18 protein-coding genes are annotated in these 21,588 nt (G+C 55.9%); 8 read left to right on the top strand and 10 right to left on the bottom strand.

Annotation, left to right across the window (positions count from 1 at the left end):
• Positions 1–9: 9 nt before the first annotated feature.
• Positions 10–1,905: a sensor histidine kinase gene (locus GJA_RS17235; RefSeq protein WP_051781456.1), complete on the top strand. Its 1,896-nt coding sequence runs from the start codon at positions 10–12 to the stop codon at positions 1,903–1,905.
• A complete protein-coding gene (locus tag GJA_RS17240; RefSeq protein WP_038494565.1) occupies positions 1,898–3,244 on the top strand; it encodes a sigma-54-dependent transcriptional regulator in 1,347 nt (448 codons plus the stop codon). Before GJA_RS17235 ends, GJA_RS17240 begins: the two co-directional genes overlap by 8 nt.
• 114 nt (positions 3,245–3,358) lie before the next feature.
• Here the strand turns inward: GJA_RS17240 and GJA_RS27465 are convergent, their stop codons facing one another.
• Entirely contained in the window at positions 3,359–3,574 is a 216-nt protein-coding gene (locus GJA_RS27465) for a hypothetical protein (RefSeq protein ID WP_144241578.1), read from the bottom strand.
• 195 nt (positions 3,575–3,769) lie between these two features.
• On the opposite strand from GJA_RS27465, the gene GJA_RS17245 reads away from it, so the two are divergent.
• Positions 3,770–7,501, top strand: a complete 3,732-nt coding sequence (locus GJA_RS17245) for a discoidin domain-containing protein (RefSeq protein ID WP_051781025.1) — start codon at positions 3,770–3,772, stop codon at positions 7,499–7,501.
• A 48-nt stretch (positions 7,502–7,549) separates the two neighbouring features.
• On the opposite strand, the gene GJA_RS27470 is transcribed toward GJA_RS17245, so the two are convergent.
• On the bottom strand, positions 7,550–8,038 hold the full coding sequence (locus GJA_RS27470; protein WP_144241579.1) for a hypothetical protein: 489 nt from the start codon (positions 8,036–8,038) through the stop codon (positions 7,550–7,552).
• A 434-nt stretch (positions 8,039–8,472) separates the two neighbouring features.
• Between GJA_RS27470 and GJA_RS17250 the strand changes: the two genes are divergently transcribed.
• On the top strand, positions 8,473–9,504 hold the full coding sequence (locus GJA_RS17250) for an OmpA family protein (protein ID WP_038494568.1): 1,032 nt from the start codon (positions 8,473–8,475) through the stop codon (positions 9,502–9,504).
• A 257-nt stretch (positions 9,505–9,761) separates the two neighbouring features.
• Positions 9,762–10,658, top strand: a complete 897-nt coding sequence (locus GJA_RS17255) for a YihY/virulence factor BrkB family protein (protein WP_242404674.1) — start codon at positions 9,762–9,764, stop codon at positions 10,656–10,658.
• 23 nt (positions 10,659–10,681) lie between these two features.
• Here the strand turns inward: GJA_RS17255 and GJA_RS17260 are convergent, their stop codons facing one another.
• From GJA_RS17260 to GJA_RS17270, 3 genes are all read right to left on the bottom strand, one after another.
• On the bottom strand, positions 10,682–11,776 hold the full coding sequence (locus GJA_RS17260) for an AI-2E family transporter (RefSeq protein ID WP_038500234.1): 1,095 nt from the start codon (positions 11,774–11,776) through the stop codon (positions 10,682–10,684).
• Between the two features lie 181 nt (positions 11,777–11,957).
• Positions 11,958–12,269, bottom strand: coding sequence for a BON domain-containing protein (locus GJA_RS17265; protein WP_038494571.1), 312 nt, complete (start codon positions 12,267–12,269; stop codon positions 11,958–11,960).
• A 90-nt stretch (positions 12,270–12,359) separates the two neighbouring features.
• Positions 12,360–12,911 (bottom strand): hypothetical protein, encoded by a 552-nt coding sequence (locus GJA_RS17270; RefSeq protein WP_038494574.1) that lies wholly within the window; start codon positions 12,909–12,911, stop codon positions 12,360–12,362.
• Positions 12,912–13,207: 296 nt separating this feature from the next.
• Here GJA_RS17270 and GJA_RS17275 point away from each other — a divergent pair, with 296 nt between their 5' ends.
• Positions 13,208–13,651, top strand: coding sequence for an outer membrane lipoprotein (locus GJA_RS17275; protein ID WP_038494577.1), 444 nt, complete (start codon positions 13,208–13,210; stop codon positions 13,649–13,651).
• 161 nt (positions 13,652–13,812) lie between these two features.
• Complete coding sequence (locus GJA_RS26850) at positions 13,813–13,965, top strand: DUF3309 family protein (RefSeq protein WP_038494579.1); 153 nt, start codon at positions 13,813–13,815, stop codon at positions 13,963–13,965.
• A 75-nt stretch (positions 13,966–14,040) separates the two neighbouring features.
• On the opposite strand, the gene GJA_RS27475 is transcribed toward GJA_RS26850, so the two are convergent.
• Genes GJA_RS27475 through GJA_RS17300 form a run of 4 tightly spaced genes read right to left on the bottom strand, consistent with a single transcriptional unit; the run spans position 14,041 to position 20,582 of the window.
• Positions 14,041–15,366, bottom strand: coding sequence for a hypothetical protein (locus GJA_RS27475; RefSeq protein WP_144241580.1), 1,326 nt, complete (start codon positions 15,364–15,366; stop codon positions 14,041–14,043).
• Positions 15,366–16,676 (bottom strand): hypothetical protein, encoded by a 1,311-nt coding sequence (locus GJA_RS27480; RefSeq protein WP_144241581.1) that lies wholly within the window; start codon positions 16,674–16,676, stop codon positions 15,366–15,368. The genes GJA_RS27475 and GJA_RS27480 overlap by 1 nt, the downstream gene beginning before the upstream one ends.
• Before the next feature lies 1 nt (position 16,677).
• Entirely contained in the window at positions 16,678–19,662 is a 2,985-nt protein-coding gene (locus GJA_RS17295; RefSeq protein WP_038494587.1) for a metallophosphoesterase, read from the bottom strand.
• A 17-nt stretch (positions 19,663–19,679) separates the two neighbouring features.
• Positions 19,680–20,582, bottom strand: coding sequence for a DUF4123 domain-containing protein (locus GJA_RS17300; protein WP_167541131.1), 903 nt, complete (start codon positions 20,580–20,582; stop codon positions 19,680–19,682).
• Between GJA_RS17300 and GJA_RS27865 the strand changes: the two genes are divergently transcribed.
• Positions 20,502–20,690, top strand: coding sequence for a hypothetical protein (locus GJA_RS27865; RefSeq protein WP_061301660.1), 189 nt, complete (start codon positions 20,502–20,504; stop codon positions 20,688–20,690). The genes GJA_RS17300 and GJA_RS27865 overlap by 81 nt on opposite strands.
• On the opposite strand, the gene GJA_RS17310 is transcribed toward GJA_RS27865, so the two are convergent.
• A complete protein-coding gene (locus tag GJA_RS17310; protein ID WP_051781029.1) occupies positions 20,674–21,588 on the bottom strand; it encodes a type VI secretion system Vgr family protein in 915 nt (304 codons plus the stop codon). The genes GJA_RS27865 and GJA_RS17310 overlap by 17 nt on opposite strands.

The raw sequence follows: 21,588 nt of genomic DNA on the forward strand, positions 1-21,588 counted from the left end.
GGCATGGAAATGGCATTGCGGGGATGGCGCGGCTGGGGCGTCAGGCGGCCGGCCGGCGTGCTGCTGGCCGCCGGCTCGCTGCTCGCCGTCACGCTGTTGTCGTACTGGTCTGTGAAGCAGCGCCAGCTCGACGATTTGCATCGCGCGCTGGCGTCGCGCGCCGAACTGTACGCCGCCACCATCGGCGGCGCACTGGGCAAATATGAATTCCTGCCGCTGGCCATCGCGCAAAGCGATGAAGTCGCCAGGCTGCTGGAAAAAAAAGACCCGGCGCTGGTGCCGCATTTGAACGCTTACCTGGAAGGCATCAACCGGCGCGCCGGCGCCTTTGCCGTGTATCTGCTGGACATGCAGGGCGTGACGCTGGCATCGAGCAACTGGCAAGAGTCCAGTTCCTACGTCGGCCAGTATTACGGTTTCCGGCCGTATTTCACGCAGGCGGCGGCGGGCGGCATCGGCCGCTTCTACGGCATCGGCGCGTCGACCTTCGAAGCCGGCTATTTTATTGCCCAGCCGGTGCGCCGCAACGGCGCCATCATCGGCGTCGCCGTCGCCAAGGTCAGCCTGGACTGGATCGAGGAAACCTGGCGCATGCCCGGTATCACCGAGCATATCTGGCTCAAGGATGCGAACGGCGTGATCATCCTGTCGTCGATCCCGTCGCTGAAATTCAAGACGCTGGCGCCGTTGTCTGATGTCGCCAAGCAAAACATTGCCGCACAGCGCCAATTCCTGCAAGAACCACTGCCGATCATGCCGCACCAGTTGCTGCAGCAATTCAGCGATGGCGCGACGCTGCTGTCGCTGGACCAGGGCAGCGGCGAATTTCTCGCGCTGGACCAGGAGCTGGGGCCGCTCAAATGGCATATCACGGTGCTGGCCGAATTGAACCAGGTGCGCGCGGCGGCCCGCAACGCGGCCACCGCGGCCGCGCTGGGCTGGGCCTTGCTGATGCTGGCCACGATGTATGCGCGGCAACGGCGGCGCCGCATCGACGAGCGCCTGAACGCCCAGCAAGCGTTGTCCAGCGCGTATGAGGAATTGGAAATCAAGGTGGCCCAGCGCACGTCCGACCTGCTCGACGCCAATGCCCGCCTGCAAGCGGAAGTGAGCGAGCGCCAGCGCGCCGAAGATACCTTGCGTTATGCCCAGGCCGAGCTGGTGCAAAGCGGCAAGCTGGCGGCGATCGGCCAGATGGCGGCCGGCGTGACCCACGAATTGAACCAGCCGCTGGCGGCGCTGCAAACCTTTTCCGACAATGCCAAGGTGTTGCTGGCGCGCGGGCGCACCGACGATGCGCTGGAAAATTTGTCGACCATTTCCGACCTGGTGCAGCGCCTCGGCTACATCACGTCGCAGCTGAAAGGGTTTGCGCGGCGCAGCGACGATGCGCGCAAGCCGGTCAGCGTGCGCCAGGCGTTCGCCCAGACCATGCTGCAAATGCGCACCCGCCCGGGTTCGCAGCGGCTGCTGTTGAACGAACGCTGGCCGGAACAGGATTTGATCGTGCTGTGCAACGCGATCGGCCTGGAACAGGTATTCGGCAATTTGATCGGCAACGCGATGGAAGCCGTGCCGCCGCCGCAAGACGTGCGGATCGATATCGAGCTGCACCGCGAAGGCGGCCTGGCGCTGATCCATGTCACCGACAATGGACCGGGCATCCCGGTGGCGCAGCTCGATAAAATCTTCGACCCGTTCTACACCACCAAGGAACATGGCCTCGGACTGGGCTTGTCGATCAGCGCCGGCATCCTGCGCGCGGCCGGCAGCACGCTGACGGTGCGCAACCGCGGCGCGGCCGAAGGCGGCGGCGCGCAATTTACCATCACTCTCACTTGCCACCAGCCGGATGGCGAACCGATCACCGCAATAGAAACAGGAACAGGAACCGAGCATGCATGAGAATAATTTCGAGGGCATGCACGTGCTGTTCGTCGAAGACGACGCGGTGGTCCGCAAGGGCGCCACCCAATCGCTGGAACTGGCCGGCCTGAGCGTGATCGCCTGCGCCAGCGCCGAACAGGCGCTGGCGCACCTGACGCCGGAATTTCCCGGGATTTTGCTGAGCGACATCAAGCTGCCCGGCATCGACGGCTTGAAGCTGCTCGACCTGACCGTCGCACAAGCGCCGAACTTGCCGGTGATCCTGGTCACCGGACATGGCGACGTATCGATGGCGGTCGGCGCGATGCGCCGCGGCGCCTACGACTTCATCGAAAAGCCGTTCACCGCCGACTTGCTGGTCGAAGTATGCCGGCGCGCGCTGGACAAGCGTCACCTGGTGCTGGAAAACATGAACTTGCGGCGCCAGCTGGAAAACCGCGCCGGCATCGACGCGCGCATCGTCGGCCGCAGCGCGGCGATGGCCAAGGTGCGCCAGCTGGTGCTGAACCTGGCGCCCAAATCGGCCGACCTGATCATCCTCGGCGAAACCGGCACCGGCAAGGAATTGGTCGCGCGCTGCCTGCACGATTTCAGCGAGCGGCGCGACCATCCGTTTGTCGCCATCAATTGCGGCGCGCTGCCCGAATCGATCTTCGAATCGGAATTGTTCGGCCATGAGGAAGGCGCGTTCACCGGCGCCCAGCGCCAGCGCATCGGCAAGATCGAATACGCCAACGGCGGCACGCTGTTCCTCGATGAAATCGAAAGCATGCCGCTGGCGCTGCAAGTCAAATTGCTGCGCGTGCTGCAGGAGCGCCAGGTCGAGCGGCTCGGCTCGAACAAGCTGATTTCGGTCAATTTCCGCGTCATCGCCGCCGCCAAGGACGACTTGAATCTGCTGGCCGAACAGGGCAAGTTCCGCGCCGACCTGTATTACCGCCTCAACGTCGCCAGCCTGAGCTTGCCGGCGCTGCGCAACCGGCGCGAAGACATCCCGCTGCTGTTCGAATTTTTCGTGCTGCAGGCGGCCGTGCGCTACGGCCAGCCGGCGGCGCTGGTCAGCGGCGAATTATTGGCCTCGCTGATGGCGCAGCGCTGGTCCGGCAATGTGCGCGAATTGCACAATGTCGCCGACCGCTTCGTACTGGGATTGCTGGACGACAGCCTGACCCCGTCCGGCCGGCGCGAAGCGTCGCTGGCCGAGCAAGTCGACGCCGTCGAAATGTCGATCATCGAAGACGCGTTGCGGCGCCATAACGGCAATGTGATCGACGCCGCAGCCAGCCTGAACATCCCGAAAAAAACCTTGTACGACAAATTGAAGCGCTTCGATATCTCGACCGAGCAGTTCCGCTAAGAGCCTGTCCCAGTAGATGAATACGTCTTCTGCCGGGATAAGCGCTACGCCGGACTGTTTCCTGCTTCCTTGCCGCGCAGGGTGATAAAGGTTGCAAAAGGTTTTAGAACACCGTTATCCGCCGCAGCGATAAAAGTTGTATACAGGAAATATTTCACCTGCTATATTTCGACTGGAATCGCTTCCATTTTTTGTGGCAAGCCGCATCACCCATCTGAACCGGCTTGCCATGCCGCCTTGCGGCAGCGTTTTTTCGATCGCCTCTCCAGCCGCCGCTTCAGCACTATCCACAGCAGGACCGGCGCACAGCCTGACCAGATCCTGCATCAATTACTATATTTTAAGCAATAGTTTACATTTATAAGTATTTCTATTGAGAAATTTTATATTTTCTTTATACTTATAATGCAATATTTCCTTATGGCAATTAAAACTGTCGAGCAGACGGTTTCCGGGCAGGCATGACAACCCGCGCCGCGACCCAACTGCATGCTGTTTCACCACCACCACTTCAGGAGCTTATTTATGCATTCGGCACTTCCCTCGCGCAAAGTACACAGGCTGTATCACGCCAGCCGCTTATCGGCCTTGCGCCCGGCGCTCAAGCGCATCGCCGCGGTCGGCCTGGCGCTGCAACTGGCCGGCATCGTCAGCGCCTACGCGCAAACCACCCCGTACCTGATGTCGGTCAACAAACCTGTCTATGGCTCGTCCGTCAGCGGCGCCAATACGCCGGACCTGGCGGTCGACGGTTCGCTCGGCTCGCGCTGGGAAAGCGCGCACGGCAAGGATCCGCAGTGGGTGTATGTCGACCTTGGCGCGCATGCATCGATTACGCGGGTGGTCGTCAATTGGGAAGGCGCATTCGCCAGCCAGTACCAGATCGAAGTATCGGATGATGAAATCCACTGGAACCCGGTGTGGAGCACCACCAATAACAACAGCACGCTGAACGATATCGCGCTGCCGGCCGGCACCGCCGGGCGTTTTGTCCGCCTGCTGGGCACCAAGCGCAACACCGCCTACGGTTATTCGATCTATGAATTCAGTGTCTACGGCACCGGCGCCAGCGGCGGTCCGGCCACCGCGCCGGCGCCGGATATCGCGCTGCATACGCCGGTCACCGCCTCGTCCGATGAAGCCCAGCAGCCGGGCCACCCGGCCGAGCTGACACCCAAGGATTATCTGGCCAGCAATATCACCGACGACGATGCGACGTCGCGCTGGTCGTCCCGATACAGCGACAATGAATGGATCCAGGTCGACCTCGGCAGCAGCAAGGTGATCGGCGCCGTCGAGCTGAACTGGCAAAACGCCTACGGCCGCGCCTACGACATCCAGGTCTCCGACAATGGCAGTAACTGGACCACGGTATACCGCCAATTGGCCGGCGCCGGCGGCAACGACAAGGTCGCGCTGTACGCCAGCGGCCGGTATGTGCGCATGCAAGGCATCGCGCGCGGCACGCCGTTCGGCTATTCGCTGTTCGGCTTCAAGGTCTATCCTTACCGCGACGGCGATCCGAAACCGGCTTACCCGCTGCCAGCCGTCACCACGCCGCAAGTGGTGCAAGTCGGCAAAGGCAGTTATGAAATCGGCGACCTGTCGCAGCCGGAGCCGCCGCCGCCGCTGTTCAAGACCGCCAATATCAGCGGACCGATCCCGTCCAACGACTGGTGGCAATCGCTGCTGATCGCCAACCTGGGCAACGGCAACAGCCTGGTCACGCTGCCGCTGCGCAGCAAGTACACCAAGTCCGGCCTGGCGCTGACCACCATCGACGCCGGCTACGTGGCGGCGGACGGCGGCGCGATCGACACCGACAGCGAGCCCGACCTGTATATCCGGCCAAGCAACCTGGTGCCGGCCAATCTGAAGACCAAGGTGTCGGGTTACGGCGACTATTCCGTCAACGTCATCATGAGCGACGACGACAGCGCCAAGATGACCAGCACGCTGGTGCAGGGTTCGCCGTTCGTCTACAACACCTTCGTCAATCCGGACAAGGTGCAACTGACGTCCTACAATATCAAGCGCCTGTTCGACGACGCCGGCAACACCATCCTGGCCAACGATTTCGAATCGTACCAGGGCGACCATATCGGCATCGAACTGGAAACCACCAACAAGGCGCCGCAGCCGCAAACGGCGACCCGCTGGTATGGCGTGTTCGCGCCGGCCGGCTCGACCTTCCTGCGCATCGGCTCGACCATCAAGGTCACGCTCGCCAATGGCCAGAACTTCATGTCGCTGGCGACGCTGACCGCGCCGGGCGACTTGCCGGGCTACTACCAGCGCGCCTACGCCTTCGTCAGCGACACCAAGGTCGATTACCATTACGACCCGGCCACGTCGCTGGTGACCACCAACTTCAACACCAGCACCGACGTCAAGCGCAACGGCTTTTCCGGCGAGACGCTGATGGGCCTGATGCCGCACCAGTGGAAACTGTCCGGCGCCGCCCTGAACGGCCGCGAATACGCCAGCGTGCGCGGCCAGATCAAGCTGCATGAAGGGAACAGCTTCACCACCACCGACCGTTTTTATGGCGTGATCCCGCAATTCGTCGAACCGAAGAATCCGGAATATTCGCGCGCCCGGCTGTCCGGCTACCTCGACCAGCTGGACCAGAGCCTGGCCGGCGGCTTGATGAATGACGACCCGTACTGGCAAGGCAAGGCGCTGCATCCGCTGGCGATGGCGACGCTGATCGCCGACCAGATCGGCGACGCCAGCCGGCGCCAGCGCTATCTGTCGCAACTGAAAACCATCCTGTCCGACTGGCTGACCTATTCGCCGACCGAGCGCAAGCACGGCACTTATTTCCACTACGTGCCGTCGTGGGGGTCGCTGGTGGCCTACAACACCGGCTTCGGCTTGAACACCGGCTTGACCGACCACCATTTCACCTACGGCTATTTCACGTTTGCCGCCGCGGTGCTGGCCACCTACGACAGCCAGTTCGTGAGCGACTACGGGCCGATGGTGGAAATGCTGATACGCGATTACGCCAATCCGTCGCGCACCGATCCGCTGTTCCCGCAACTGCGCAACTTCAACCCGTACGAAGGCCATTCGTGGGCCGGCGGTTTCGGCGACAACACCAGCGGCAACAACCAGGAAGCGGCCGGCGAGGCGCTGTTCAGCTGGGTCGGCCAATACCTGTGGGGCCTGGCCACCAATAATACGGCCTACCGCGATACCGGCATCTACGGTTTCACCACCGAGGAAAAGGCCACCGAGCAATACTGGTTCAATTACGACCGCGACAACTGGACCCCGGCCTACCAGCATGGCGGCGTCGGCCAGGTGTACGGCTCGTCCTACCGCTACGGCACCTACTTCGAGGGGCGCCCGCCATTCATCTACGGCATCCACTGGGTGCCGACCGCCGAATGGCTGACCTACTACGGCCGCGATGTATCGCGCGCCAACGACCTGTACAACAGCATGGTGGCCGACAATGGCGGCACCGAACAGGTATGGCAGCACATCATCTGGCCATTCCAGTCGCTCAGCGACGCGCCGGCCGTATTGCGCAAGTTCGACGCCAGCGTGATGCAGCAAAACGAGGTGTTCAACTCGTACTGGTTCATCAACAGCATGGCCACGCTGGGCCAGCGCAGCAACGATATCTGGAGCGTCAACTGGCCGGCGGCGACGGTCTACCGCAACGCGTCCGGCTACACGGCGCAAGTGTGGAATCCGGGCGACACGGCGCGCACGGTACAGTTCAGCAATGCCGGCGGCGGCATCATCGGTTCGGCCGTGGTGCCGGCCCGCGCGACGATCGCGGTCGACCCGACCAAGACCGTCACCACGCCGCCGGTGGTGACGCCGCCGCTGGACCCGTACCTGAGCCGCGATGGCTGGAGCGCCAGCACCTCGGCGCCGAACGGCGAACCGGCCGCCAATATGCTGGACGGCAAGCTGACCACGCGCTGGAGCACGGCCCAGTCGCAGCAGCCGGGCCAGTGGGTGCAGATCGACATGAAGCAACAGAAAAGCTTCGATACGCTGTTCGTCAACGCCGGCAGCGCCGGCGACCAGATGAAGGGCTACCAAGTGTTTGTCTCCAACGACGGCGTCAACTGGGGCGCGGCGGTCGCCAGCGGCGCCGACGCCAACCAGAACGCGCTGATCGTGCTGCCGCGCCAGAACGCCCGTTACATCAAGCTGGTGCAAACCGGCACGGCCTCTAACTGGTGGTCCATCGTCGAACTGCGGGTCGCCAATTTCGGTTCCGCCACGCAATAAGCGATAAGCAGCGCACCCCAAGCGGGGACAGGCCACGCATGCAGCAATCTATTGCCTCATTGTGCTAGCCTGTCCCCGGTTTTTTTGATGGGGTTGCCGCGTACCTGGAAGCCGCTCGTCGCAACGACGGTGCCCGCGGCGTCCCACAGCGCCAGTTGATGCTGGCCCGGTTCCGGGCGCCAGCTGTAGCTGCCATTGGCCGGCCACATCCGTCAGCCCGGTTTCCAGCGTAAACCGGCACGCCACGCCGGCCGGCACATCGCGCTCGAAGTCGTAGGCCCAATTATTACCGTCAGCCCAACGCCCGCTACCCACCTCCGGACAATCTATGGTAAACGGGTCGGCCGGACGCAGTTCGCCGAACGGTACCATTTGCCCGCTGAAACGGACCCGTACCTGGCGCACATTCTTGACGGTCCCCGACGGCGAAAACCAGGCCACGCTGGTGTTTGCCGCCGCCGGCAATGGCGGCAACACGGCCAGGATACAACAGACGCCGCTCAGCGCTTTGAATACTTCCGGCAAAAATTGGGCCACCACAAGCTCCTTTAATTTCTATCTAGAAACTATCAATACACTAGTAAGAGCACGACTTTTTACGTGCTTAATTACAACAACAACAAGTTAAAAATGGTCATTTTGATTAATAATATTGTTAATATACCGTGCGAAATGCGAATATTATTGTTCAATTGCATTCTCATAAAAGCATGGTCTATTTTTTTAAATAGTGGTCTTTGTCGCAAAACCACAACAACTTTGACGCAGCGCAATTCTCTGTACGCTAGCGCACTGACGAGTTGAACCTGAATTTGTATTCTTCAGTCCAACAGCAGTGCAAAAAGACTGCGATACAGCACTTTATTGAATATCGCAGCCTTGCCTTGAGCGTTTGCTGGTAAGGGATAGTGAATGTGTTTCAGTGTAGGTGATGTGCCAGAAAAAACTTTTATCAACGTCGGGAGTTACTTGTGAATAATTTAAAAAAAATTGCTGTTGCCGCCGCAACTCTCTGCTCCGCGCTTGCCGTGCAAGCACAGGAAATTAATCCTTCCTGGTATATCCAGCCCAGCATCAATGCCTTGAAACCAGATTCAGATTTCTCGTCGGATAAAACCGGTTATGGCGCAGGTTTGCGTCTCGGTAAACCGGTATCCGAATCGTGGGACATCCAGATCGGCACCACCTACGCCCGCTCCAAGGATAACGATCAGCGCTACCAGCAAAATACGCTGGGCGTCGATGGCTTGTACCTGTTTTCGCGTAAAGCCTTCCGTCCATACATCCTGGTCGGTATCGGCGCGCAGCGCGACAAGGATACCAACCTGGTGCTTGGCGACCGCTCCAAGACTTCGCCATACGCCAGCCTCGGTCTGGGTTTCCAATCGACCATCAACGACCAATGGTCGTTGCAGACCGACATACGCAATGTGCACGGCTTCTTGCGCGGCGATACTTTCCCGTCGAGCAAATCGAACAATTACTACTTCACCGTGGGCTTGAACTACGCGTTCGACAAACCGCCGGCACCGGTGCGCCCTGCGCCACCGCCGCCGGCGCCTTACGTCGCACCGCCGCCGGCACCAGTGGCGCCGCCGCCGCCACCGCCGCCACCGGCTCGCTTCGAGAAAGTGACCATGTCGGCTACCGAACTGTTCGCTTTCGACAGCGCCAAGCTGAACGCACCGCAAACCAAGCTCGATGACATTGCCAACGTGCTCAACAATAACCGCGACATCAACAACGTTGTCATCACCGGTTATGCGGACCGTATCGGCGCCGCCAAGTACAACCAGAAACTGTCCGAACAGCGCGCCGCATCGGTCAAGACTTACCTGGTAGGCAAAGGTGTCGCAGCGGATCGCTTGACGGCGGTCGGCAAGGGTTCGAGCAACCCGGTAGTGGTGTGCAGCGACAAGAAAAAGGCTGATTTGATCAAGTGCCTGGAACCGAACCGCCGGGTTGAAGTGGAACAAATCACCATCGAACGCCGCGTGCAATAAGAGCCTATCCCAGTAGTGAGCGTCTTCTGCTGGCAGCGCATCAGCAGCGCGGACCAGGCAACGCAGTCCCCGCTGCTGAGGGGCGCCAGCAGGGGACGTATTCATCTACTGGGATAGGCTCTAACTACCGTGGTTCGCCACGGAGTAAAACAAAAAGGGGCGTTGCGCCCCTTTTTTTCGTCGAGGATCATGAAATGACTACGCCCGATACCCATCCCGCTGCACGACAGCAAGGCTGGCTGCCCTTCATCAAGGACATGCGCACCGTAATCGTCTGTTCCGTCACCGAGTGGCTGGAACACCGCGGCTCCAGCAAGGGCGCGGCGCTGGCCTTCTACACCATGTTTTCGATCGCGCCGATTTTAGTGCTGGTAATTGCCATCGCCGGTTTCTTTTACGGCACGGAAGCGGCACGCGGGGAACTGTTTACCCAATTGCGCGACCTGCTCGGCTCGCAAGGTGCGGAAGCCATCCAACTGGTGCTGGCCGGCGCGCGCAACCATGAGGAAGGCCGCCTGGCGACGCTGATCGCGACCGGCTTGCTGCTGTTTGGCGCGACCAGCGTGTTTGCCGAACTGAAAGCCAGCCTGGATGAAATTTGGCAAGTACCGCCCTTAAAAGAAGCCGGCGTGTGGGATGTGCTGCGCACCCGTTTGCTGTCGTTCGGGCTGGTGCTGGTGCTGGCGTTCCTGCTGATGATTTCGCTGGTGGTCAGCGCCGCGCTGGCGATCCTGGAAAATTACTGGGGCGGTATCTGGAGGGATTCGGCCTATTTGTTTGCCGTGCTGTCCGGCCTGATCGGTTTCGGCGTGATTGCGGTACTGTTCGGCGTCATCTATAAAATGCTGCCGCGCGTCAAACTATCGTGGCGCGACGTGGTCATCGGCGCGCTGGGCACGGCCGCCATGTTTTCGCTGGGAAAATATGCGATCGGCATCTATATCGGCAATAGCGGCGTGGCCAGCAGTTTCGGCGCCGCCGGCTCGATGATCGCCTTGCTGCTGTGGGTCTATTATTCAGCCCAGATCTTCTTCCTCGGCGCCGAATTCGCCCGCCAGTACGCCCTGAAAATCGGCAGCCTGCGGCATTTGCCCAAGGATCAAGACGGCGATATCCAGCTGGCCTTGAAACATACGCACGCAGTGCAGCGCTAACGGTTTAAGAAAATCGGGGGCGCTTACTCGCCCAGCAACTCCGCCACCACTTCCATGCCCTGCACGCGTTCAGCCACCACCTTGACGATGACGATCACCGGCACGCCCAGCAGCAAGCCCCAGACGCCCCACAGCCAGCCCCAGAACAGCAGGCTGACGAATACCGCCGCCGGGTTCATGCGGGCGATGCGGCCCGTCATCCAGGTAGTGACAAAGGTGCCGACCAGGGTGGCGATGGCCATCGAGGTGCCGGTCACCAGCAACACCATTTGCAGCGATTCGAATTGCAGGAAGGCCACCATGCCGGTCGCCAGCGTGATCAACAAGGGGCCGAAATACGGCATGATGTGCAGCAAGCCGGCGACGATGGCCCAGGCGCCGGCGTTTTCCAGGCCGATCAGGCGTAGTGCGATCCACATCAGCAGCGCCAGCAAGCCATTGGTCACCAGCAGCATGAACATATAGTTCTGGATCGAGGTATTGATATCTTCCAGGATGTGCACGGTGATTTTCTTGCGGCTCAGCGAAGGCCCGGTCAGCTTGACCAGCTTGCGCTTGAAAGTATCGCCGGACAATAACAGGAAAAACACCAGGAAGATCACCATCGTGGCCTGGCTCAGGAACCCCATCAGCCCGACCGAACCGGCCCAGACCCAATCCATCACCTTGAAATTGTTTGGCTGGTCCGGACCCGTCGCCTTTTTGCCGGCGCGGCGCGCTTCGGCGCCAGCTGCCGCCTGTTCGATTTCATTGGCCACCGCCTGCATCTTTTGCAGCGTGCCAGAGCGGGTATTCATGTTTTCGCTGATCAGGCGCGACAATTTATGCGTGGCGGCCGGCAATTCTTCGACGATGGATTCAAATTCGCCCTGCACCCGGCTGACCACGGCGACCGAGCCCGACATGATCAACGCCGTGACCAGCGTCGCGGCCAGCGCGCGCGGCAAATGGCGCCGCTCCAGCCATGCCACCAGCGGATTGAGGGTATAGGCGATGAAGATGCCAAACAGCAGCGGTATCAGGAATTTTTGCGCCCATTGCAAGGCATAGACAAAGCTGACGGTGGCGATGATGCCCAGCGCAAAGCCGCGTGCATTGACATGCAGCGGCAGGCGCAGTGAAGGATCGTGCAAGTCTGCCGGCGCAGAGGAAGGAAGATCAAACGGCGCAGCATCGGAAGCTGCGGGGGTTGCGGGAGTCACTGGCGGAACGTCGACTGGCTCGGTACTCATGTGTTGGCACGCCTTCAAGGCAAGCCGGAGCGGACCGCATGGCGGCGTGCTCCGGCCAGGTAGGGCATTACTTCACGCGGATATCGTTTTTAACCGATTTCACGCCTTTGACGCCGCGCGCAATCTCGCCGGCCTTGGTGATATCGGCTGGCTGGGCGACGAAACCGCTCAATTGTACGGTGCCTTTGAAGGTTTCGACATTGATTTCGGTCGATTTCAAGGTAGGTTCATTGAAGATGCTGGCTTTGACCTTGGTGGTCAGCACAGTATCGTCGACATATTCGCCGGTACCTTCCTTGGTCGCGGTCGAAGCGCACCCAGCAACAGCGAACAGGGAAGCAACGAACAGGCCGGTAGCGATTTTTTGTGCGATTTTCATGGTTTTTCCTTAGAAATGGTCTATCAAATTTTACCCAGCCAAGTGTGCGAAAAGCAGTCCTTGGGATGAGCTTGTTTTACCGGTACGGCCTTACTCGCCGTACTGGCTTTTTGCAGCCGAAACACACTGGTCTTTGGCTGCGCCGGCTAATGCATCGCATTTCTCTGCTGCGACCTTGTACTCGGCAATTCTTTTTTCGCCGCGTGCATCGGCACGCGCTTCGATAACTTTCTTATCCGCCTTGGCGTCGGCCAGCGCGGCGATCTTGGTGGACTTCGCCAACTTCACGCACACATCCTTGTCATTGCCGGTCAGCGCCGCGCAACGCAACAGGTCGACGTCGTAATTGGCGTCGGCGATTTGCACCCGCGCCTTGGTATACGCCTTCAAGGTATTTTTGTATTGCGCCTTGGCATACGCTTCCGTGTACACCCGGGCCGCCTTGGCTTCCGCGATGCAGACATCTTTCGGATTGCCGGCGAGCGTGTCGCACTTGGCACGCGCCAACTTGAAGCTCGCTGCCGCCTGTTTGATACTGCTGTTATAGAGCATCCTGGCTTCGCTGCTGGCCGCCGCCGATGTCGCGGCGCAACTTCCCGCTACCAGCAGCCCCGCCAATAATGCCGCGTAAGGTTTGTTCATCCGGCTCTCCCATCTTCTTGTACTGCCTGGTTCATCACATCGCCGCACCCATGACTTACGTTTTACGTGGAAAGGAACCCTTGATCTGTACGCTATCGTACATAGCAATATTTATTTTGAAACTACGCGTGCCTCGACAACAAATCGTGCGTAAACAGGCGCTCGCCCCGGGTGGATTGCGACTAGTCAGTTAACACTAAGAAACATTTTTAATATCAAATCAATACGTGCGGCAGCGTACAGACCCATGGCGCCGCGCTTCATAAGATGACGACACACTATGTCAGGAGGACAAAATGAAAACCAATAACACCTTGGCAGCATTGATGATGACCGGCGCGGTACTGCTGACCGGTTGCGCCAGCACCCAGCAAGCACCCGGTTATTCGGCGTCGCAGCCGGAATCGGCCACGTACGGCACCATCGACAGTATTCAAATGACCCAGGGCAATGCCAGCGGCAGCGGCCTCGGCGCGGTGGCGGGCGGCGTGGTCGGCGCCTTGCTGGGCAACCAGGTCGGTTCCGGCGGCGGACGCACGGCGGCCACGGTGGCGGGTGCGGTCGGCGGCGCCGTAGTAGGTAATGAAGTCGAGAAAAACCGCGCCCAATCCAGCACCGCCTACCAGATCAGCGTGCGTCTCGACAATGGCGAATACCGCACCGTGATCCAGGACAGCGTGGTGGACCTGCGTCCGGGCAACCGGGTGCGTGTCATCGACGGCCGCGTCTATCGTTATTAAGCATCTTGGCTACGCTTTAGAGCGTCTAACAAAACGTTCAGGGCAAGGCGCATTGCCGTAGGCAGTACACATGGTCGACAAGGCAATGCAACGCTGCCATGGATGTTTTGTCAGGCGCTCTTAGACAAGCGGGCCGCGATCAACTCACCAGGGAGCATCACATGGGCACCATACTGTTAATTATCCTGATCCTCGCACTGGTCGGCGTCTTGCCGACCTGGCCCCACAGCCGCGGCTGGGGTTACGGCCCGAGCGGCCTGACCGGCTTGATCGTCGTGATACTGATCATCCTGCTGCTGACCGGCAGGCTATAACAAGCAGGGCGCCGATGGCGCCCTTTTTTGAGACTGCTTCAACCCTAGCTTGCTCCACAGGTTTCAGTCCTCCCCTCAAATATCCACCGTAGCGCCAGTCTTGATCAACGTCAAATCACCACGGCGCCGCACGCCGTCCTGCTTCAGCTGTTTGACGATGGTGTCGGTAAAGTCGATTTTACCGGCCAGCGTGACCTGTCTCAAGGTCAGCACATCGAATGTACTATGGTCAAAATTCGCATCGACGATGTCGCAGTCGCTGATAGTGACTTCTTTAGCGTGGACATAGGCAAAAGATGCGCCCTTCAGTGAAGTCTTTTTAATGAATATTCTTCCATATGTTGCGTAATCAATTGGTTGTGATTTTTTCAATTTTCTTGGATCATAATATACATTGACCGCGCCACCGGCAAATAAACTTCCATTACTTCCTTGGAAACCAACATTATTAATTTCCAGATTATCTATTTTTCCATACAGCGTGGAAAATCCAGAAAACTCTCTCTCTCCTACGCTGGATGGATCTCCATTATCATGAAACATGCAATCACTGATCTTGGCATCGCGTAACACCAAACCATGCCCTAGAAGTCTTGCACTGGACCTGCTCATAACAAAGTCATCGCCTTCAACATTAATCATCTGCAGATCGTCAATTTCAGAATCATCAATTCTAATGCTGCTAAATCTGCTATTTTTAAAATTCAAATACTCTTTACATTTCACTTTCTCCACCAACAAAATACCGCCACCATCTTGCACAGGAGCGGAAATTTTTTGAAGTTTACTGTTAGTAATGCTCAATCCGGCCTCACCGTACAAACGCATATATTTCAAATTACAATTATTAAAAACCGTATCCCCAGCGCTTCCAGCAGCACCAAAATAATTTTCATGAATAATATTTTTATTTGGTGGCAAACCCATAAAATCACATTCATCAAAAAATGTTTTTTTACTCCCCTCGCCACCCAAGATTACAAACTTCCCTCGTCCATCAGTCTTTCTGAAAGTTACATTATCCCAAATTCCTTGACCTATATTAGCATTCATAAATTGACATTTTTCAAATAAAACATCCTTCAGCGACTTAACTCTGATGAATACTCCAGGATAAAAATAACAACCAATAAACCTCGTGTTTTCACACTCCAAATTTTCCACTGTATTTTTAAAATCAGCATTTTCGATAATCAATGGTGCATCACCAAGCTTTTTTCGACGAAACTTAATATCTGTTAGCATCGAAAATTCTTCTTGCACGTCTTCAATGTTTTTTGAAGTTAGCCCTCTTGAATTTTTTAATAAAATTGCACCCATTGCCATCAGCGACACTATCGCACCTGTGTGTCTTAAAATATCACGTCGTGTTGATTTTTTTGAAAACAATTGATCTTCCATTAAATATCGATAATGGCGCCAGTTTTTATTAAACTCAACTTGGAATCACGTCTTACGTTTTCTTGCGTTACTCGCTTCACGATAGTATTGGTAAAATCAATTTTACCTGCCAACGCAACTTGCCTTAACGTCAAAATATCAAATTTACTATGATCAAAATTTGCATCGGAGATGTCGCATTCGCTGATATTGACTTCTTCTGCGTGAACATAAGCCAAAGACGCCCTTTTCAAGGATGTCTTCTTAATCGATATCTTTCCATATTCCGCATAAAAAATCGGCTTCGATGGCTTTAATGATTTTGGATCGTGATAAATATTGATCGATCCTCCGATAAATAAACTTCCATTACTTCCGCCAAAACGTACGTTATCAATCGAAAGATGGTCAATTTTTCCATAATAGGTAGAAAATCCTGAATATCTTCGTTCCACAGGATTACCTGGATCACCTTCATCGTGGAACGTGCAATCACGAATAGTGGCATCTACAGATTTCAATCCATGTCCGATCATTTTCGCCGTGCACTCACCCATCATCAAGGCATTCGTCTCTACGTTAACCATCCGCAAATCTTCAAAAGTAGTTTTTCTCATCTCCACCTTATTGAACTTACTGGAAGTTAAATCAAAATAGTCTTTTGAAACAACGTCATCCAACAACAGATCACATTTTCCCGACTGAATATTGCTATATACCTTCTCCAGTCTACTGCTTTTGATAGACAATCCATCATCACCTTCCAATCCCACATATTTTAAATTGCAATTAAAAAATGCAGCATGACCATGCGTACCTACCATGCCAAAATAATTTTCATGAATGATTTTTTCATTTTCGGGGACTCCCATGAAATCACATTCATTGAATACAACATTTTTGCTGCCCATGCCACCCAACAAGAAAAATTTTGCACGGCCATCTGATTTGTTAAAAGTGACGTTATTCCAAACTCCTCCGCCAAAATTACAGCTCATGAATTGGCAACCATCAAAAGTCACATCATTCATCGATATAATTTCAATTGAGACATCCGGATAAAAATAACATCCTATAAATTTCGTATTCTCACAAACAATCCCGCTCATTCCATTTTTAAAATTTGCATTTTTAATGATCAATGCTTCACTGCCTATTTTTTCCCGTCGCAGTTTAACATTTTGAAGCATGGAGTATTCCTCCTTCATTTCTTCAATATTTTTTGACATGATCAGTCTTCCATTCTGCAGTAAAAATTTAGCTCCGACTGCGGCAACCAAGCCAACACTCGCGCCAGTTATAATTTTCCTACGAATTGATTTGTTCGTCATATTATTTATTAGATGTAACATCTGAATCTTTAGGGTACTTACCTGGATACATCTTATTTAACATTTTCCAATCCGGTATCTCTCCTGATTGACCGCGCCGTCGAGCTATCATCCAATGTGAAGCTGCTGACTTGACGATACTCACTGGGAAAATCCACTTATCCTCCCAGTTATAATGTTTCACAGCAACTCCATGCGCGGCCTTCAATCCCACCTCGCAAAACATCATCGGTTTATCTTTTCTGCTAATCTTACTTAACATCTCATCCAGTCGGGCTTTACCATTGCCATCAAAGATCAACGCGTACTGATAATTTCTTCCTGCCCATATATCAGGCATCTTCTTATCCAGTTTCATACTGATTTTATTCCACCCGATAGAACCAGTATCAATATAAACCCAGAAATTAATCTCAGCGATACAATCCAGGGCATTGATCTTGGCCCCTAGTCTGACTGCGAAACTATCTGGCAAGCTGCCGCTGGGTGGTTTCGCCTGAATTTGCCTGGGATTGTGAAACTGTATCGGTTCCTCGCCCTGTTTTTGATCCGACATTTCCCAAATCACCCATAAGTAATCTAATGCCACGCATAACCTCGGCTTGGTGAATGCCGCCTTGCTGACATCCGCCTTCACCACTTTGATAGGCGGTGTGGCATCTTCATTCAACAGGGTCCCAGAAGGAACTTGCATATTGAATGCATATAATTCGTTATCATAATTTTGTACGCCGATCGGTCCGCCGCAGGAAGAGACAATCAGCCGCGTGATATTATTGATACCTGCTGCATTATCCGGATGGTTCGGTTCGATCAAGGGATCGAAGCCGCTGACGGAGCGAAAGTCCGAAACAACTTCGGCCGCAGGTCCGCGCATGGGCACTATGTAACGTTTTTCTTCTTTTCCCTTCCTGCTGACTTTATACACGGCGGAACGGTGTGAATGCCCAGAAAAATGATAATTGATATTAATATTGACACATTTTTCAAATAGCCATTTCTGTTCTTTTTCACAAGTTCCCACATTGTAGTCATTGAATTGTGCAACTTTATGTTTCACAACATTGATTTTATTATTCTTGCGTAGAGGCACACCCATATTGAAATTAATAAAGGTAAAGTGACTGAATAGCAGCTTGCTACCGCCTGGATTCTGTTTTATTCTGAAAGCGCTTTCCAGCAAGGATTTTTGCCCCGCGCTGATCGATTCGACCGCCCTCGGCAAAATTCCGATGCCTTGATCATCCTTGCCATCGGTAAAGCTTTGCAAGTTGATATAATTTTCGGCGCTGCCCCAATCCAGCCCTATCAAGACTTGCTGTTTATAATCAATGACATAGTCGGCCAGCGGGGTAAACAGCGTAAAGAACCAATCGTAGTTGGCGGTGGTGAAATTCTGGCTGGTCAATGCCTGGGCATAGCTTGGACCATACATCAAACAAGCTTCGTAGACTGTCAAGTTATGATCGGCCGGCACACCCTCATTGGCTTTGCCATGGGTATACGAATTAATGTCGCTATTTTTATAGAGCGCGCCAACACCTGCTTTCACCAGATCCCACATGCTGGAATTGAGCTCGACTTTGGTATCGGGCTGGCGGTCGCCGTGCGGCCCTTTGAGGATATTCATCATTTCAGCCACGCCAGTGGTCGCCACCTTGGTATTTTTACGTGGAGAAATACCATACGGCACGTCATACGCCTCATGATTGCCCGTAGTAACAAACACCGGCATCTTCAGCACCTTGTAGCTATAGCGCAGCAATGAAAACATCAGCATGTCGTCGATGCCGCGCTTATACAGGCTGGCATCCCGAATGTTCTTGGCGACGTTGAACTTTGTCCATTGGTCGGCGACGCTGGCGCCAACCTGGTTGGGATCGATATTGCGGTTAAAGTCGAGCAGGTCGCCGGTAATGAACAGCACGTCCGCGCCCGCCTTTTTCATCTCGTCGAACAAACTCTTCAGGGCCGCAAAACTGATGTCGAGCTTGGGGCCCAGCGTCGCGCTGTTGCCCTCGATGACTTGCGTGGTCGACTTCGCCAGTGCGTAATGCCGGCTATTGATATGGACATCGGACAGATGACCGATGCTGAGTTTTTTCCTGGTGCCGATCGAAATCGGATGCCACGCTTTCAAGCGGTGCGAAATGGTTTTAGTCTGCGCCGGCAGTTTGATCGGAATCGCGTTTTTGCTGAGGTCAAACTCATACAAATCCGGAAAATGGGCATGTTGCGGACTTTTCTTTTGTGCTTCAAGGAAATCGTAAATCAGCTTGTCCTGGTATTCCCAGTCGCTCAAGCCAGTCAGCGCTTTCTGTTTCTTGTATGCCTGTGGCATCGACACCATCCAGGCCAGCGTCGCCTGTTCGCCTGGTCCCGGTTTATGCGGGATGTTATCCAGGTCGATCTGGACTTGATAAATCCATGCCAGCCCCGGATTTTCCGACAAGGGATCTTTCGTATCAGGATGCGCCGGCCTGATGCCATTGTATTGATCCAGCGTGCCCTGGCGGATGTTGGCAACGATATTGCCATCGATATCCTTGATGACACCGCCCCGCATGCGGCCGACACACCATACCTTGACATGCTCGAATGCGCTGCTGCATACCCGGCCGTCATTCCACAAACGGCCTTCCTTGGTATCTTCTTTCGGTTTTTTTTCGCTGATCGGATAGATCCGCAAATGCTTGTCCACATACATATAGCCGAGAAAGGCAGGCGATGGAAAGTCGTTCGGCGTGGTTTTACGCACCAGGAACAACTCCTTCGATTTGGCTTCGGCGGCAATGAAGATATTCAGTTTCTTTTCACCCGGCGGCACGATCAGCGGCGTTCCCAGGTTCGGGTACAGTATCACCGCGCGCACGGCGGGTATATCGGTGCATTCCGTGCAGGATGGATCGACTTTCTTGTTCTGGACTTCAATCGCCGAACGCAGCATGGCGCGAACTTTGGATGCCGGATTACTCGATGTGACCATAAACGCTTCCTGACGGATTACAAAATAGCGGCCGGATCGGCGGCCAACTGCTGGTTGATCGAGAGGCGCCAATCGCGCAACGCCGAAACACCGCTGGCACCGAGACGCTCCCACTCCCGGTCCGGGACCTGGTGCACCACATCGACCAGGCTGATTTTGCCGCTGGCGAGATTGGCTTGTTCATGTTGAAAACTGCTCAGTAGCTGATGAAAATCGGGATGCACTTGCAAAGCCAGCGATGCGAATAATTGCAGGTCGGCGACTTCCTTCAAGCCAAAACGGCGCGCCTGGTCGATTTTCCTTTGTACCGCGCTATAGAAAGCGTGCGGGAGCCATTGCTCAAATTCGCTGGCGTCGGCTTCTTCATACATCGTGCTGCAAATCAGATCGCCCAGCGCCGCATGGGCCATCGCGGCCTGTACTGCGGCGGAAATCGCGGTATCGCGTACGCCGGGCGAATCGGCTTGACGGCCGCCCTCGATGCAAGCCAGGCGCAACTGGCGGTCCCAGTAAATCCACTGCGCTACAGGCGCCAGCAAGGCGGCGCTGGCCTCGGGGGGCAAATGCTGCACAAAGGCCGGCAACAAACGCGCATCGTAATAACGCAGCAACACGTCTTTGTCATCGTCCAGCATACCGTTCAAATGCCCCGCCAGATGCTTGGCCAACGCGTCCATCGGCAAGGTGGAACTCAGCCAACTGACCGTCCAGCCATAGCGCATGCCCTGCAACAGCAGCGCGACCAGCGGATGCCTGCTGCGCGCACCGGCTTCCAGCGGAAACAGCAATGGGCCGTATTTGGCAATGCCGTGTTCCTTACTCAAACTAAACAGATTCGCATGTGGGAAATCAAGCGCCCGACTTTTCTGGCGGTGGAGTTCCGGAACTTGCGCGGCATCCACCAGCGCATACCACTGCATGCCCTCGCCTTCCTGATGCTGGTTTGTAAAATAATTGTCGAGGCTGCTTGCAAGGCGAGCGCGGATCGGTATCCAGTCAGCAAGGTTCATATCAGTTACGGGGAGTAAATGGCGAACCTTGCTGCGCCGCCTTCAGGATGCAATCTTCGCAAATACCGAATGCCGGCATTGGATATTGCAGCTTTTCCGGGCCAGTAAAGGTTTTCTTGCCCGCGTGGATGGTGATCTTGCCCGGACATTGCACCGTGATATTGCCGCCTGCAATCGTGATATTCGCCCCGCCCGTCGTCGACAGGCTGATGCTTTTCGCCGCCGCCCAGTCGATGTGGGCGTTGGCGCTGATGACATTGATTTCGTCGCGCGCCTGGATGTTCATCACATCGCTTTGCGCCTGCAATTCAATCGTGTTCCTGGCCGCGATCAATTGCAGGCCCACATTGTTGTCGCCGGCCTGCACCGCGCCGCCCAGCACACCGATCGCCTGGCCGGTGTGCACCCGCCATTGGCCGCCGCCGATGAACTGGCTGTCCAAGCCGCTCATCAGGGCCACTGTCTCGCCATTGCTCATCTGCATGTTTTGCCCGGCCACCAGACCCAATCCCGCCTTGGCCGACAGCGCGATGATCGGCTCCTTGACGTGCGGGACTTCGCTGCCGTCCATGTCATGCATGCCGGATACGCTTGCCAGCAACGCTTTTAACGGCGCCACATTCTCGCTGCAGGCCACCGTCTGATGCGTTTTGGCGGCCTTGCCGAAGGTCTCTGCCAGCACCACCGCCTGTTTCAGCAAGGCGATGCCGGGTGCATTGTCGCCGGCCGGATCGCGCCGGGCCGCGCCATGCGTGACCGCATAACTCGACACTAATAAACCGGCGCCGGCACGCACCGCGCCATACGCATCGGTGCGCAATTCGGCGCCGGCGCCGCGCAGGCTGCCGCGGTAATTGTCGGCGCTGTGTATCAAATGACCCAGGTTCAATTCGCTGGCCGCCTGGCTGCTTTTCAA

The sequence above is a fragment of the Janthinobacterium agaricidamnosum NBRC 102515 = DSM 9628 genome, from assembly GCF_000723165.1.
Classification (GTDB): Bacteria; Pseudomonadota; Gammaproteobacteria; order Burkholderiales; family Burkholderiaceae_D; genus Janthinobacterium; species Janthinobacterium agaricidamnosum.